At 69.0% G+C, this 15128-nt stretch carries 11 protein-coding genes; 7 read left to right on the top strand and 4 right to left on the bottom strand.

The features are described from left to right. Positions 1-195 precede the first annotated feature (195 nt). Positions 196-855: a GntR family transcriptional regulator gene (locus Q0283_RS07140; protein WP_183530111.1), complete on the top strand. Its 660-nt coding sequence runs from the start codon at positions 196-198 to the stop codon at positions 853-855. 9 nt (positions 856-864) lie between these two features. Here the strand turns inward: Q0283_RS07140 and Q0283_RS07135 are convergent, their stop codons facing one another. Further along, positions 865-2391, bottom strand: coding sequence for an MFS transporter (locus tag Q0283_RS07135; RefSeq protein ID WP_183530141.1), 1527 nt, complete (start codon positions 2389-2391; stop codon positions 865-867). 291 nt (positions 2392-2682) lie between these two features. Next, the gene (locus tag Q0283_RS07130) at positions 2683-4197 is read right to left on the bottom strand and encodes a PucR family transcriptional regulator (protein ID WP_298044028.1); all 1515 of its coding nucleotides are present in this window, start codon (positions 4195-4197) and stop codon (positions 2683-2685) included. Positions 4198-4305: 108 nt separating this feature from the next. Here Q0283_RS07130 and Q0283_RS07125 point away from each other — a divergent pair, with 108 nt between their 5' ends. The 5 genes from Q0283_RS07125 (at position 4306) to Q0283_RS07105 (ending at position 11245) form a co-directional block, all read left to right on the top strand. Further along, positions 4306-5985, top strand: a complete 1680-nt coding sequence (locus Q0283_RS07125; RefSeq protein WP_183530107.1) for a cytosine permease — start codon at positions 4306-4308, stop codon at positions 5983-5985. 296 nt (positions 5986-6281) lie between these two features. Further along, a complete protein-coding gene (locus tag Q0283_RS07120) occupies positions 6282-8105 on the top strand; it encodes a BCCT family transporter (RefSeq protein WP_183530106.1) in 1824 nt (607 codons plus the stop codon). Continuing rightward, positions 8102-8932 carry a creatininase gene (locus tag Q0283_RS07115; RefSeq protein ID WP_298044027.1) on the top strand — a complete coding sequence of 277 codons (831 nt, stop codon included), beginning with the start codon at positions 8102-8104 and terminating at the stop codon, positions 8930-8932. The genes Q0283_RS07120 and Q0283_RS07115 overlap by 4 nt, the downstream gene beginning before the upstream one ends. Before the next feature lie 127 nt (positions 8933-9059). Further along, positions 9060-10313, top strand: a complete 1254-nt coding sequence (locus Q0283_RS07110; RefSeq protein WP_183530102.1) for an aminopeptidase P family protein — start codon at positions 9060-9062, stop codon at positions 10311-10313. Between the two features lie 128 nt (positions 10314-10441). After that, the gene (locus Q0283_RS07105; RefSeq protein WP_183530100.1) at positions 10442-11245 is read left to right on the top strand and encodes an IclR family transcriptional regulator; all 804 of its coding nucleotides are present in this window, start codon (positions 10442-10444) and stop codon (positions 11243-11245) included. A 295-nt stretch (positions 11246-11540) separates the two neighbouring features. On the opposite strand, the gene Q0283_RS07100 is transcribed toward Q0283_RS07105, so the two are convergent. Next, positions 11541-12311 (bottom strand): N-carbamoylsarcosine amidohydrolase, encoded by a 771-nt coding sequence (locus Q0283_RS07100; RefSeq protein ID WP_183530098.1) that lies wholly within the window; start codon positions 12309-12311, stop codon positions 11541-11543. Positions 12312-12676: 365 nt separating this feature from the next. Here Q0283_RS07100 and Q0283_RS07095 point away from each other — a divergent pair, with 365 nt between their 5' ends. Further along, entirely contained in the window at positions 12677-14053 is a 1377-nt protein-coding gene (locus Q0283_RS07095) for an MFS transporter (protein ID WP_183530096.1), read from the top strand. 83 nt (positions 14054-14136) lie between these two features. Here the strand turns inward: Q0283_RS07095 and Q0283_RS07090 are convergent, their stop codons facing one another. Further along, positions 14137-14925, bottom strand: a complete 789-nt coding sequence (locus Q0283_RS07090; protein ID WP_183530094.1) for an IclR family transcriptional regulator — start codon at positions 14923-14925, stop codon at positions 14137-14139. Positions 14926-15128: the final 203 nt, after the last annotated feature.

Here is a 15128-nt window from a genome sequence, read left to right as displayed (position 1 = left end):
CGATCTCCGGGTCCAACTCCGCCAACGACGACGTCAACTCAACCGGCACCTGCGTAGCCGCTGCGGTCTGCGCCATGTCTGCTCCTCGCTCTTGTGGATCTATTGTCGATAACTGATATATCAACCTGCAACGCAGACTATGATGGAGATCACACGAGGTCAAGACCTCTCGCGAAAATGACGGATTGGAGCCTTATGAGCACCCAGGTCGACACCGCCCCCAGCGGCCTGTCCCTGGCCGAACAGGCCTACCGGACCATCCGGGACCGGCTGATCATGCTGGACATCGCCCCGGGAGAGCCGATCAACGAGGCCCGGCTCGCCGAGGAGCTCGGCTTCGGCCGCACGCCGGTCCGCGAGGCGCTCAAGCGGCTCGAGATCGACCACCTCGTGGCGTCGTTCCCCCGCCGGGGCACCTTCGCCACCGCGGTGGACATCACGGAACTGGCGGCGATCTCCGAGGTGCGCCAGCTGCTCGAACCCCTCGCGGCCCGCAAGGCGGCCCTGAACACCAACGACCAGGTGCGGACCGAGCTGCAGGATGTCGCGGCGGGCCTCGAGGCACTGGACGGCACCAGGTCCCGGCGCGAGCTGATGGAGTACGACCTCGAGGTGCACCGGCTCATCTACCGTGCGGCCGGCAACCACCATCTCCAGGAGTCACTGACCCGCCTCGACAACCTCGCCACCCGCATCTGGTGCATGGTCCTGGACCGCCTCCCCGCCGTCGAGGAGCACATCACGGAACACAGTGGGCTGATCCGGGCCATTCTCGCCGGTGACGCGGAGGGCGCGGAGTCACTGGCCGCCGACCACGTGGGCCATTTCGAGCAGATGGTCCGCGCCGCACTCTAGGCCCGATCCTCATCCCAGGAGCGTGGCCCCTCCCCCGCCGGTGGACTCGGGATCCGGCAGGCGCTGCATGCGGAACGCGTTGAACAGTCCCAGCAGGCCGGCGAGGATCGGCACGAGCAGGGCGACCTGCAGGGCGATCGGGCGCGCGTCGGTATTGATGCGGATGATCTCGTCGGCGTACTCCTGCGGCTGGCCGGCCAGGAGCTCCTCGAGCTGGGCGTCGCTCATCACCTGGGCGTCGCTCTCGAGGACGTAGGCCACCTGCTGTTGCTCCTCCGGGGGCAGGACGGTGCTCGACGTCGCCATGCCGGTGAAGATGATCGACAGCGCCGCCAGCATGATGCCGCCGGCGAAGGCCAGTCCGAAGGACAGGCCGAAGGATCCGGCTGCGGAGTTCACACTGGCCGCCTCGCTGACCCGCTCGTCGGAGATCGGCGACAGGGTGTAGTTGTTGAGCTGGGACACCAACAGCCCGAGACCGCATCCCGCGATGACCAGCGGAGGCAGCAGCCACCATCCTGAATCGGCGCGTGGCACCACGGGCACGATCACCAGCAGTCCCAGGGCCAGGAGCAGGAAGCCCCACCTGATGGTGGCGGCCGGGCGGGGCAGCCTGGAGGACTTCCCGGCGAGCATCGCGACCGCGAACATCGTCAGGGACAGTGGCGCGATCGACAACCCGGACAGCAGGGCGTTGTACCCGAGGACCATCTGCAGGTAGATGGGCAGCACGATCATGGTGCCGCCGAGGGCGACCTGCTGCAGCATCTGCCCCGTGGCGCCGAACCGGAAGCCCTCCGAGCGGAACAGGTCCGGGTCCAGCAGTGCCGGCCTGTGGTGGCGCTTGCGGGACCTGAGCCAGTAGACCAGGCTGACCAGTCCGACGGCCCCCACCGTCAGGAGCGCGCCGACCGGACCGCCGCCCTCCTGCCAGACCAGGATCCCCAGCACGATGCCGCCCATGCCCACGATGGACAGCACCGACCCGAAGAGGTCCAGGGTCCTGGGCCCCGTGAAGGGGACGTCGTGCACGGCCTTGATGCCGAGCAGGACGACCGCGATGATGAGGGCCTCGAGCAGGAAGGCGACCCGCCAGGACAGGAACGTGGTGATGAAGCCCCCCAGCAGCGGGCCGACCGCTGCGGCGATCGCCGCCGAGGCGCCGACCAGGGCATAGACGCGCTTCTGGGCGTCCCCCTCGAAGTTGCCGTGGACCAGCGACTGCATGGAGGGCAGCAGCAGCGAGGCCCCCAGGCCGCCGATCACCGCCCAGAAGACGATGATCGGGAGCAGGCCCTGGGCCAGGGTCATCGCGACGGCGCCGATCGCGTAGAAGACCAGCCCGATGACGTAGGCCCGCTTCCTGCCGATCAGGTCACCCACCTTGCCGCCGATGAGGATGAACGCCGCGGACACCAGCGCCTCGAGCGCGATCGTCGACTGCAGGCCGCTGACGGTCGTCTCGATGTCGTGGACCACCGCGGAGATGGACACGTTCATGATCGAGGTGTCGACGACGAGCACGAACATCGCCATCGCCAGCAGCAGCGCGAGCCTGCGGTTGAACGGTTCCGTCCCGGCGCCCTCCCGGTGTGGCGAACTCACCGTGGGCCACCTTCCCGGCGCGGGGGGTGGGGTCTCGGGGTCGAGCGGGACATGGGATCCTCCCGTGGGGTTGTCCCGTCAGGGTCCATGGCGTATGGGCCTGATCGAGCAGATCCAACCACAACGATGCCGCCGGCGATAGGTCTGGACGGGTGTCGCGCCCGGGTATCGTCCCGGGTGCGTCCGGCGCCCTCCGGGGGGTCGTCGTACCGGCCGGGCGACCTAGGTCCCCGGGGCCGTCGAGCCGGCCACCACCACCTTCACGGCCACGTGCAGGGACCACAGGTCACCGCCGTGGCGCGGGTCGCCGCCCAGGAGCTCGAAGGCCGTGGACAGTCTCTTGTGCAGCGTCTGCCGTTCCACGTGCATCCGGCCTGCCGCCACCGTGGTGTTGCATCCTGCGTCCAGCCAGCAGGCCAGGGTCTCCACCAGCTTGCTCCCGTTCCGGACGTCCCAGGAGATGACCCTCCCCAGGGCCGACTGCACGTGCCGGGCCACGAATGCCAGGGTCTCCAGCTGGCGCAGCACCCGCCGGCCGAACCACTCCATGGAGTCGATCACGGCGGGTCCGCCGGCGTGCTCGTCCACGAGTGCCAGGGCGTCGGCCATGGACTCGCCGGCAGCGGCGCCCTCCCACACGATCGGGCCCACGGCACAGACCACCGGGAGGGTCCCCAGCGCGTCGGCCAGCGACGAGAAGAGCTCGGCACGGCGAGTGGGTGCATCCTGCCCGCCCAGCGGGACCAGCAGGGCCCGCCCCCGGGCCCAGGGCGATCCTGCGGCCCGGATCACGACCCGGCGCAGCAGGACCTCGTGGGCCGTGGAGGGTGCGAGGGGAACGGCGTAGACCATGCACGCCGGCCCCTGGGGAAGGCTGGTGGCGTCCCAGAGCCGGCGCACCGTCTCACGGGGCGCCCCCTCCAGCACCGCCAGCATCAACCGTGACTCCGCCAGCTGGTCGGCGGACGGCCCGAAGGTCGGTGCCAGGGCCAGGGCCAACACCTCGCTGAGGCGGTTGGCGGCCGCCTCCAGCAGGTCGGTGGTGGCGACGGCAGACTCGATGACGAGGTGGGCGGCGACATGGCCTGCGACGATCACGACGGCCTCGGCGGTGTTCGCCTCCGCGGTTCCCTCCGGCGCGGAGCCGGTGGTGCCGGCCTCCCCGATCAGATCGTCCTCGCCCCGGTGCACCCCGAAGAGCCGGACCCGGGCCCGCAGTTCCGAGGCCACCAGGTCGAGGATGGGCGGCAGTTCCGGCCCGCGCGTGGAGATGTGCTCGGCGATGCGCCGGGAGAGGTCGTCGACCAGCGTGTGCCGACGGGCGTGGCGCGTGACGATGGCGCTGTTGACCGCCTCGGTGACGTCGATGAAGGGGATGGTCCGGCGGAATTCGATCAGCGCCACCTCCGCCGCGGTCGCGGCGGTCACCAGCGGCTCGACCTCCCGCTGCTCCCAGCCGGCCGTCTGCACGACCAACGCGGCCAGGCCCCGTGCCGACAGGGAGGCCATGTACCCCGCGAGCCCGGCCCCGTCCAGACGGCGCAGCTCCGTGCCACCGGTCAGCAGCACCTCGCCCCCGTGCAGCAGGCCGCCGATGTCCAGCACCTCGCTGGAATGCACCCAGCGCACGGCTCGTGCCATCGCGCCCGGCGGGGCGTGGCGAACCACCGGGTCCGCCCCGGTCACGGCCGGGTTCTGGAGGAGGTCTCCGAGCAGGGGCAGGGAATGGGACGACACTTCGTCACTGATGGCAGGCGAAGGAGTAGACACACTGTCCATTCTAGGTGACCTGGATCACCCCTACGCTCGAACCGTTCCCCCTTCCTTCGTTGAATCGAGCGAAATATGAGCGTGCAGACAAGGTCCCAGGACCTGACGCCGACTCCCACCTCCGGCCCGGCAGACGGGTCCCAGGGTCACGGCGACATCGAGGAGATCCTGCAGCCGATCCCGGAAGCGCACCGGACACGGAAGCTGTCCGGACAGTTCTGGATCTGGGCCGGCGCCAACGTCGCTCCCATCAACTGGATCCTCGGCGCGCTCGGCATCCAGTTGGGCCTGGGCCTGGCCGACACGCTGATCGTCCTGATCGCCGGCAATGTCATCGGCATGCTGGGCTTCGGCTTCTTCGTCCTGCTCGGCCAGCGCACCGGGGCCACCGGGATGCTCCTGGCGCGCGGGGCCTTCGGGCGCCGGGGCGCCTACCTCCCGGCGGCGATCCAGGCCACCATCGCGATCGGCTGGTCGGCGGTCAACACCTGGGTCATCCTCGACCTCATCATGGCCATGCTCGGGCAGATCGGCTGGGTGGACCCGGCCCAGCCCAACATGATCTGGAAGATCGGCACGGCCGCACTGATCATGGCGATCCAGGTGGCCATCTGCTACCGGGGCTACGGGGCCATCTCCAAGTTCGAGCGCCTGACCATGCCGCCCACCATCCTCGTGCTGATCGCCATGTCCGTGGTCGCCTGGACGCAACTGGACATCGACTGGTCCTACATGGGCCCGCCCGGTGAGGTGCTCGAGGGCATGCCCCGCATCGCCGCCATGTCCTCCATCATGACCGCCATCGGCATCGGCTGGGGCGTCGGCTGGTTCACCTACGCGCCGGACTACTCGCGCTTCGTCTCCAAGACCGTCCGCCCGTCGAAGCTCTACCTGGTCAGCGTCCTCGGCCAGTTCATCCCCGTCGTCTGGCTCGGCGTGCTGGGTGCCAGCCTCGCCACCCGCAACGGCAGCGCCGATCCCGGCGAGCTGATCGTCTCCAGCTTCGGCGTCCTGGCGGTCCCCGTGATCCTGCTCGTCATCCACGGGCCGATCGCCACGAACATCATCAACCTCTACACCTTCGGCGTGGCCGTGCAGGCCCTGGACATCAACATCTCCCGCAAGAAGATCTCGATCATCGTGGGCTGCCTGTCGATGTCCGCCGTCATCGGCTTCCTCTTCGCCTCCGACTTCGCCCACCTGCTGCACAACTGGATCATCGCGATCGCCGCCTGGGTCGCGACGTGGGGCGGCATCATGGCCGTGCACTACTTCGTCTTCGAGCGCCGCCACCGGGACTTCTCCTACCTGTTCCAGGCACCGAAGAACACCGTGCTCAAGGCCGTCAACCCGGCCGCGATGATCGCCTTCGCCGGCGGCATCATCATGACCTGGATGTGCATGTACGGTTCCTTCCCCATCCTCCAGGGGCCCATCGCCGCCGCCGTCGGAGGGGTCGACTTCTCCTGGCTGGCCGGCACGGTCACCGCGTCCGGCCTGTACTTCGTCCTCGGCCTGCGGCGCTTCCGCGACAGGATCGACGCCGGCGTCCCCCTCGGCCTGAAGGCGGACATCGACGACGAGGAGGCCGCGCGGCGGCAGGACGCCGCCATGGCAGTCACCGACGGCGACGCCGGCCCGGACGCCGCCCCGTCGCAGGACCGGCAGCCCCTCCTGCACGCCACGGTGGACGCGACCACGGAGATCACCGACGACCGGCCCGACGCGGATCGGATCGCCGCCCCCGTCCCGTGAGCGGAGTGACCCGCGACTGATGCGGGCAACGCCCAGGGGGCGGCCATCGACCGGTGACCTTCGACCGGCGGTGGCCGCCCGCCTGCGTGTGCACCGCGTCCCCCACCCACGGTGACCGCTCCCGCCCCCCTGAGCGTGGGCCCTCAAGGCGGCGTGCACCCCTTGACCGTGATCCGCATCACTGTCAGGATCAATGCAACTCAGTTGCCTCAAGTGCAACAGCGCCACGCCCCCGGCGAGGCGCCACGACCCACCCACCGTCCCCCGGTCTCGCGCCGGGCCGATCAAGGGGCCTCATGTCCGAGCATCGCCACTCCTCCACAGAGACGACCACCAGCGTCGACGACCCGATTCCCACGACCCCCGACCAGGCCGAACAGCACCACGGGGCCGACCGGCCGCGCACGGTCGACCTCCCCCGGTTCCGCGGCAGGGTCATCCCTGCGCTGGACCGGGCGATCATCATGATCCTCCCCCCGGTGCTGATCATCGCCGCTGTCCTGGCCGTCACCACCAACCCCGAGGGTGCCGCCGACCTGATCAACAGGCTGCGGACCTTCGTCACCGGCGGTTTCACGTGGTGGTTCGTGGCCTACTCCCTGATCGCCGTCGCCGTCTGCGCCTGGTTGTGCGTCAGCAGGATCGGCCGGGTGCGGCTGGGCGGCCCCAAGGCCCGGCCCGAGCACAGCAAGTTCGCCTGGTACTCCATGCTCTTCGCGTGCGGCCAGGGCATCGGCCTGATCTTCTGGTCGCTGGCCGAGCCCATCCTCCTGCGCGAGGAGACCCCGGTCATCCCCACCGGGGCCAACCCCGGCGAGGGGGGTATCGTCTGGACCTACTTCCACTGGGGCCTGACCGCCTGGGCCATGTACTGCGTCGTGGCCGTCTGCCTGGCGTACTCCCACCACAACCTCGGCAAGACCCTGACGTTCCGCGAGGCGACCGTGGACATCCTGCCGAAGCGCGTCCAGCGCCCGGCCGGCGTCGTGGTGGAGCTGCTGGCCATCATCGCCACCGTCCTCGGCCTGGCCACCTCCTTCGGCTTCGCGGCCATGCAGTTCGCCTCCGGGGCCACCCAGGTCCTGCCGTTCGAGGCCGGCCCCGTGGCCTGGGCCGTCATCATCCTGATCCTGGGCGGGCTGACCGCCGTCTCCGCCTTCCTGGGCGTGAACAAGGGGATGAAGCGGATCAGTGAGGCCAACTCGATCCTCAGCATCGTGCTGGTCGTCGGCGTCTTCGTCTTCGGCCCGACGGTCTACATCCTGTCGAACATGTCCCAGACCTTCGGCTCCTTCTTCTACCACTTCGTGCCGATGAGCTTCTGGACCGGCGCCGAGACCTCCGGCGCCCCGCTCGCGGACTGGCAGGACAGCTGGAACGGCTGGTGGACCGTGTTCATCTGGTGCTGGGTCATCGCCTTCTCCCCCTTCGTCGCCGGGTTCATCGCCCGCATCTCCCGCGGGCGCACCATCCGCGAGTTCGTGCTCGGGGTGACGATCATCCCCTCGCTGATCGTCATGGTGTGGGTGGCCGTCATCGGCTCGGCCGGCATCCATTACGACAACGAGTCCGGACAGATCTCCGCCGACGCCGCCGAGGACACCTCATCGGCTCTGTTCTCCATGCTGGAGATGATCCCGTGGATCGGCACCCTGCTGATCATCGTGGCCACCGTCCTCGTGGCCACGTACTACGTCACCAGCCTCGACTCCGGCACCTACGCGCTGGCCGAGTTCGTCTCCGCCCCGAAGAAGTCCGGCCCGTGGTTCCGCGTGATCCTCGTGGCGAGCATCGCCACGGTGGCCCTGGTGCTGCTCTCCATCGGCGGCGTCGACGCGGTGGACACGGTCCAGACCGGCACGATCATCGGCGGCTTCCCGTTCTCCTTCGTCATCGTGCTGATGATCGTCAACCTCATCCGGCGCCTGCGGGCCCGGGACGCCGAGACGCGCCAGCTCGAGAAGGACATCAACGACCCCGAACACCGGCCCGAGGACGAGCACTGCGACGAGCACGGCGTCCCGCGCGCCGACCCGCGGCGGGGCGTCGGACCCGGGACCTACGTCCCCGCCCAGGACCTCAACCACCCCCGCCCCAATGGAAGGGACGCCCACTCATGACCATCACCACCACCTCCTCCGGTGCCGTCCGCCTGGCGCACCTGGACGCCCACACCTACCGGGACTGGGTCACCTCCGGGCACGCCACGGTGATCCTGCCGGCCGGCGCGTTCGAACAGCACGGACCACACCTGCCCCTGGGCACCGACGCGACCCTGTCCACCACGATCGCCGAGACCGTGGGCCGCCAGACCGGCGCGAAGGTCGCCGAGCCGTTCACCTACGGCTACAAGTCGCAGCAGAAGTCCGGCGGCGGCAACCACCTGCCCGGGACCGTCAGCCTGGACGCGGAGGCCCTCGTGGCCATGACGCGGAACCTCGTGACCGGATTCCTGGGCCAGGGCATCCAGAACCTGGTGATCCTCAACGGACACTACGAGAACTACCAGTTCCTCTATGAGGGCGTGGACCTCGCCCTGCGGGACCTCGGCCTGGGATCCGATGCGGAGCAATGCGTGCTGTTGCTGTCGTACTGGGACTTCGTCTCGGACACGACCCTGGGCGCGGTGTACCCGGACGGCTTCCCCGGCTGGGACATCGAGCACGGGGGCGTCCTGGAGACGTCCCTCATGCTCCACCTCCGGCCGGAGCTCGTGGACATGGGCCGGGCCGTGAGCCACCCGCCGGCGGACCTGCCCCGCTTCGACCGCCTTCCCGTCGTCCCCGGCCGCACGCCCGCCACGGGCTGCCTGTCCGCTCCCGACGGCTCTGACGCCGTCAAGGGACAGCTGCTGTTCGACCAGGTCGTGGCCGATCTCTCCCAGGAGATCTCCGCCGAGCTCGGCCTCTCCCCGGCCCGGGACAAAGAAGTCCTCGCAACCCCTTGACGTGACCTGGACCACAGGTCACAATCAATGCAACCGGGTTGCATTCAATGCAACCGGCAAGACCCCATCAGACCGTGAAGAACCACGGATCCCGCCGCACCGCGGCCCCTGACCCAAGGAGATCCCCATGACGACCACCTCGAACGCCGTGAACTCCGTCTCCGAGCTGGAGCGACTGAAGACCCTGCACAACGGAGAGAAGCAGCAGCTGACCTTCTCCGACGCCGAGTTCGAGCGCCGCCTGACCGGCCTGCGCCAGATCATGGCCGAACAGGGCATGGACGCCGCGATCCTCACCAGCTACCACGGCATCAAGTACTACTCCGACTTCCTCTACACCACCTTCGGCCGCAACTACGCCCTGGTCGTGACCCAGAACGAGTCGGTCACGGTCACCGCCAACATCGACGCCGGCATGCCGTGGCGCACCAGCTACGGCGACAACATCGTCTACACCGACTGGAAGCGCGACAACTTCTACTACGGCCTGCAGGAGGCCCTGCGCCGCGCCGGCGTCTCCGCGCAGCGCATCGGCGTCGAGGACGACGCCCTGCCGCTGATGGTCCGCCAGCGCATCCAGGACGCGTTCCCCGGTGCCGAGCTGACCGACGTCTCCGTGCCCGCGATGCGCCAGCGCATGATCAAGTCCGCCGAGGAGATCGAGGTCATCAAGCACGGCGCCCGCATCGGCGACCTGGGCGGCGAGGCCATCAAGGCCGCCATCCGCGAGGGCATCACCGAGTACGAGGTCGCCCTGATCGGCACCGAGGCCATGACCCACGAGATCGCCCGGACCTTCCCCCACCGCGAGGTCCGTGACACCTGGGTCTGGTTCCAGTCCGGGATCAACACCGACGGCGCCCACAACTGGGCCACCACCCGCAAGCTGCAGCGCGGCGACATCCTGTCCCTGAACTGCTTCCCGATGACCTCCGGCTACTACACCGCCCTGGAGCGCACCCTGTTCCTCGGCGAGCCGGACGAGGCCAGCCTGCACCTGTGGAACGTGAACGTCGAGGTGCACCGCCGCGGCCTCGAGCTCATCAAGCCCGGCGCCGTCTGCAAGGACATCGCCGCCGAGCTCAACGAGATCTACATCGGCTACGGCCTGCTGCCGAACCGCACCTTCGGGTACGGTCACTCCTTCGGTGTGCTGTCCCACTACTACGGCCGCGAGGCCGGCCTGGAGCTGCGCGAGGACATCGAGACCGTCCTGGAGCCGGGCATGGTCGTCTCGATGGAGCCGATGATCACCGTGATGGACGGCGAGCCCGGGGCCGGTGGCTACCGCGAGCATGACATCCTGGTGGTCGGCGAGGACGGCGCCGAGAACATCACCAAGTTCGGCTTCGGCCCGGAGCACAACATCATCGACGCCTGACCCGTACGAGGATCCGCTCTCCATGAGGGGGTGGCCGGCCCGGAGGAACTTCCGGGCCGGCCACCCCCTCTGCGCATCCGCCCACCCCGCCCCCGACCCGCACCCCGTCACCCGATCCGAGGAATGACATGACCCCCGCATCCGACGCCCCGTCCGCCACGTCCGCCTCCGAGAACGGGGCCCGCGGCGCCTCCGTCATCGTCAACGTCCTGCAGGTCATCCGCTGCTTCACGTCGGACGAGCCACTGCAGGGCGTGACGGAGATCGCCGCCCAGGTCGGCCTCCACAAGTCCAGCGTGTCCCGCATCCTCGCCACCCTCGAACAGGAGCACGTGGTCGAGCGTGACGAGGCGTCACGGAAGTACCGGCTGGGCCTGGGACTGATCGCCGTCGCCGGCCCCCTGCTCGCCAACCTGGACGTCCGCCGGGTCGCCATGGAGGACCTGCAGACCCTGCGGGAGGTCACCGAGGAGACGGTGGCGCTGGCCATCTGGGACGGCTCCGCGGCCGTGACCGTCGAGCAGGTCCCCAGCCCCCAGAAGATCAAGCACACCTCGGCCATGGGAAGCCGCTACAGCACCGGCCTGAGCGCCAGCGTCCAGGTGCCCCTGGCCCACATGGACCCTGACCACGTTCGCCAGCTCCTGGACGACTGCCCCATCCGGCTCGACGGCCACATCACCCCGGACCAGTACCTGGAGCGCCTCGCGGACGTCCGCCGCAACGGGTACGCGGTGAACTACGGCGAGACCTCCGATGATGAGGTCGGCGTCGCGGCCCCCGTGTTCGACCACCGGGGCGAGGTCGTTGCCACCATCCTGGTGGCGGCCCCGCGCTACCGGGTCCCGGAATCCGCCCTGCCGCAGCTGACCCGGGCCTGCACCACTGCAGCCCGGCGTGTCTCGCAGCGCCTCGGGGCCCCCGTCAGCTGACATGCTCCCCGCCCGGGGGCATCACCCGCCGGACCATCGACCGGCACGACGCGCTCACCGGTCGACTCCGCGCAACCCGGAGGCGGTGCCGGCCCTGCACCGGAGGACACCCCGTGCAACCGGGTGCGCCCGCCACCGTGAGCGGAAACCAGGGACCTTCCTACCCGGGGACCTTCGCGCCCGGCATCATCTTGCCCGGACACATGCGACAGTCCGGCACCCACTGAGGGGTACCGGACTGTCATCGGCGCGGCCCGGGAACGCCGGGCCGCAGGACTTCCACGGCGGGTGGGGCTCAGGCCGGGTCCGCGGGGGCCTCGACCTCGGGCTGGGGATCCGAGAGGGTCTTCGGGACCGTGTCCTCGAACTGCGGAAGCTTGTTCAGGTACTCCACCACCGAGTCCGTGGACTCCACGTCTCCGAACTTGTTGTCGATGTCGTAGAGGTTCCACTGCACCACGCCCGGGACCCGGTCGCCGATGGTCTCCCGGGGGATGATCGGGCGGAAACCCTTGGCGATCGCGTCCTCGACGGTGTGGCGCACGCACCCGGCGGCGGTCGCACCGGTGACGATCAGGGTGTCGATGCGGTTGGAGGTCAGGAAGAGCTCGAGGTTCGTCCCCGGGAACGCCGAGGCGCGGTTCTTCTCGATCACGACCTCGCCGTCCGCGGGTGCGATGCGGTCGTCGATCTGAGCCCAGTAGGAATCGGCCGGCAGGGTCTCCACGGGGATCTTCGAGTACCACAGGCCCATGTCGTTCGTGCCGGAGGTGGCGTCGCGGTTGCGGTACACGTTCGTGGTGTAGAAGACCGGGACCCCCTTGGCGCGGGCGGCCTCGTTGATCCGCTGGACATTGGGGATGATCTCCTCCATGCCCGGGCAGCTGAACGGGTGGCCCGGGCGGGTCCAGGCGTTCGCCAGGTCGATGTGGATCACGGCGGGACGGTTGCCGTAGCCGATCCGGCGCTTGAAGCCGCGGTCGTTGTAGATACTCGTGCCGGCCTCGAACGCCTCCTCCAGCACTGCTGCAAGACGGGCTTCGATGTCGTTGGACGTGATGGTCATGGTTCTCTCCAGTCTCACGGATGGTTGTTGCTAGACGAGCAACTGGGTTGCTGTGGTAGGTACTGTAACCCATGGATTGGTCCAGCACCAGAGGTCCGGGAAGGCAGTTTCTTCTTGGACCGACTGCTTCAAGAACGCAGGCCCGGGCACGCAGCTCACCTCGTCCTGCACGCCCTCGGCAATAGCGCCTCTCGCTGGACATCACCGTGAAACAGGACGGACACAGACCGCGATTAGCCTTCGACCATCCATTGCGCGTTGCAATGTTCGTAACTAGATTGCTCACCTAGCAACTCCTGGTGATCCAGATCACTCTCCGCGCACGGTGCGCGACCGGACCCACCTCCAGAGACAAGGACCCCGTCATGAGAGCCCCGAACGCCCCCACCCACGCCACCGACTCCGCAGCCGGGCCCCCGGACGCTCTCGAGAAGGTCAGCCCCGCGCACCTGCGCAAGGTCGTGAGCGCATCCTTCGCGGGCACGGTCGTCGAGTGGTTCGACTTCGCGATCTACGGCTATATGGCCACCCACATCGCGGCGACCTTCTTCAACTCCACCGACCCGGTGATCGGCCTGCTGGAGACCTTCGCGGTCTTCGCCGTGGCCTTCGCCCTACGCCCCCTCGGCGGGATCATCTTCGGCCGGCTGGGTGACAGGCTGGGCCGCAAGAAGATCCTCGTCCTGACCGTCCTGTTGATGTCCGGGTCCACGGCGGCCATCGGCCTCATCCCCGGCCAGGAGGCGATCGGCATCTGGGCCGCCGTCCTGCTCGCGGTGGCCCGCTGCGTCCAGGGCCTCTCCGCCGGCGGAGAGTACGCCGGCGCCACCATCTACGTGGTCGAGCACAGCCCGGACCGCCAGCGGAACCGTTATTCCAGCGCCATGTCCGCGGCCACCTTCGTGTCGTTCGCCCTCGCCGCGGGGCTGGGCGCACTGCTCAGCACCGTGCTCCCGCCCTCCGCGATGGGCGACTGGGGATGGAGGATCCTGTTCCTGCTGTCCATCCCGATGGGCCTGATCGCCTTCTACATCCGTTCCAAGCTTCACGAGTCCCCCGAGTTCCAGGCCATGGTGGAGGAATCGGCCCACCGCCCGACACCGACCCTCGGTCAGGTCATGCGCACGCAGTGGCCGCAGATGCTCAAGCTGGGCGGGTTCGTCATGCTGACCGCCCTGTCCTTCTACATCTTCTCCACCTACATGGCCACGTTCCTGACCCAGGTGGTCGGCCTGCCCCAGCACCTCGCCCTGCTCTCCAGCCTCATCTCCCTCCTCTTCGCCACGGCCCTGTCCCCGGTGATGGGCCGCGTCTCGGACCGGCTCGGACGCCGGCGCACCATGCAGCTGGCCGCAACGCTGCTCGTCGTCCTGACGATCCCGGCGTACATGCTGGCAGAGATGGGCACCCTCGGCAGTGCCGTGGCCAGCCAGTTGCTCATCGCGACCGGCGCCGTCACGGCCAACGTGGTGACCTCCGTGCTGATCTCGGAGATGTTCTCCACGGACGTGCGGTACACGGCGTCCGGGATGAGCTACAACATCACCTACGCCGTGTTCGGCGGCACCGCCCCCTACCTCGCCACGTGGCTGGTGGCGTCCACCGGCAACTCCCTCGCGCCCGCCATCTACGTCTCCATCGTGGCCGCCGTGTCCCTCATCGTGGTCTCGGCCTTCATCAGGGAGACCGCCGGGCGTCCCCTGCGTCGCTTCCATGACGACCCGGTGGCAACAGGCTCCTGACCACCGACCGCTCGAACCCGACGAGGCCGCCGCGCCGCAGGCCGGGACCTGCGACGCGGCGGCCTCTCACCGTCACGGGCCGGTCACCTGCTGCCCAGGCGCGCGGAGACCCGCTCGGCGGCCCGCAGCACGGCGTCCCGCAGGAGGGGCTGGCTCGCCTTGAACTGCACCCGCGACCGCGGTGCACTGGCGGTGATGCAACCGACGGCCTGGCCTCGGTAGTCCCGGATGGGCGCGGAGACGCCGTACTCCTCGAAGGTGGTCTCACCGTCATTGACGGCGAAGCCCTGGTCCCGGACGGTTCGCAGGTGCTCATGGGCCGGGTCGTCGAGCCCCCGGTAGCTGTCCCGCTGGATGATGCCACCCGAGAGCAGGCGGCCGACCTCCTCCGGCGGCAGTTCGGCCAGGAACACGCGGACGGACGAACTGGCGAACTTGTTGTAGCGCGTGCCGATCGAGGCGCTGTGCTTCACCTGGTGCGGACTGGCCGTCTGCTCGACCACGATCGCATTGGTGCCGTTCCAGACGGCGATCGCGGCGGTCTCGTCAGTGGCCTCGGTCATCTCCTCCAGGTGCGGCACCGCCGCCCTGCGCACGTCGAGCTCGGCCAGCAGCGGACCCGCCAGGCCGATCATCCCCAGGCCGAGACGGTAGCGCCCGGAGTCCTCATCGCGCTGGACATAACCGGATTCCGTCAGGCCGGCGAGCATCCGGGACACGGTGCTCTTGTGCAGTCCGACGAGTTCGGAGATCTCCGTGACCCCGAGCAGCGGACGCGGGGTCGCGGAGAAGGCCTCCAACACCGCCAGTCCATTCAACAGTGACGCGGCCGCACCCTGCGGCTTGTCGCCCTGTGACTGGGTTCCCGGCATGACTTTCCTCCCCGGGCGAGTGCACCATGCCTCCGCCGCCTGTCCGTGAACATGCTAGGCGATGCCATCGCGTCCCGACGTGGCCCAGAACGGACCCGGCGGATCCGGCACCGCGACCGACGCGGCGGCTGAATTCGCGCTGGCGGTACGTCTCGGCGCCGGCCTCGAAGACCCGTCCCAGCAGGGACTCGACATCAACGTCC

This window comes from uncultured Citricoccus sp. (assembly GCF_937871995.1).
Classification (GTDB): Bacteria; Actinomycetota; Actinomycetes; order Actinomycetales; family Micrococcaceae; genus Citricoccus.
This window is presented reverse-complemented; position numbering and strand designations above follow the sequence as displayed.

Excerpts from the sequence above, each read along its gene's own strand:
- Q0283_RS07120 (WP_183530106.1), top strand. The coding sequence starts at position 6,282 with ATGTCCGAGCATCGCCACTCCTCCACAGAGACGACCACCAGCGTCGAC.
- Q0283_RS07110 (WP_183530102.1), top strand. The coding sequence starts at position 9,060 with ATGACGACCACCTCGAACGCCGTGAACTCCGTCTCCGAGCTGGAGCGA.
- Q0283_RS07115 (WP_298044027.1), top strand. The coding sequence starts at position 8,102 with ATGACCATCACCACCACCTCCTCCGGTGCCGTCCGCCTGGCGCACCTG.
- Q0283_RS07100 (WP_183530098.1), bottom strand. The coding sequence starts at position 12,311 with ATGACCATCACGTCCAACGACATCGAAGCCCGTCTTGCAGCAGTGCTG.
- Q0283_RS07135 (WP_183530141.1), bottom strand. The coding sequence starts at position 2,391 with ATGGCGATGTTCGTGCTCGTCGTCGACACCTCGATCATGAACGTGTCC.
- Q0283_RS07105 (WP_183530100.1), top strand. The coding sequence starts at position 10,442 with ATGACCCCCGCATCCGACGCCCCGTCCGCCACGTCCGCCTCCGAGAAC.
- Q0283_RS07090 (WP_183530094.1), bottom strand. The coding sequence starts at position 14,925 with ATGCCGGGAACCCAGTCACAGGGCGACAAGCCGCAGGGTGCGGCCGCG.
- Q0283_RS07140 (WP_183530111.1), top strand. The coding sequence starts at position 196 with ATGAGCACCCAGGTCGACACCGCCCCCAGCGGCCTGTCCCTGGCCGAA.
- Q0283_RS07125 (WP_183530107.1), top strand. The coding sequence starts at position 4,306 with ATGAGCGTGCAGACAAGGTCCCAGGACCTGACGCCGACTCCCACCTCC.
- Q0283_RS07095 (WP_183530096.1), top strand. The coding sequence starts at position 12,677 with ATGAGAGCCCCGAACGCCCCCACCCACGCCACCGACTCCGCAGCCGGG.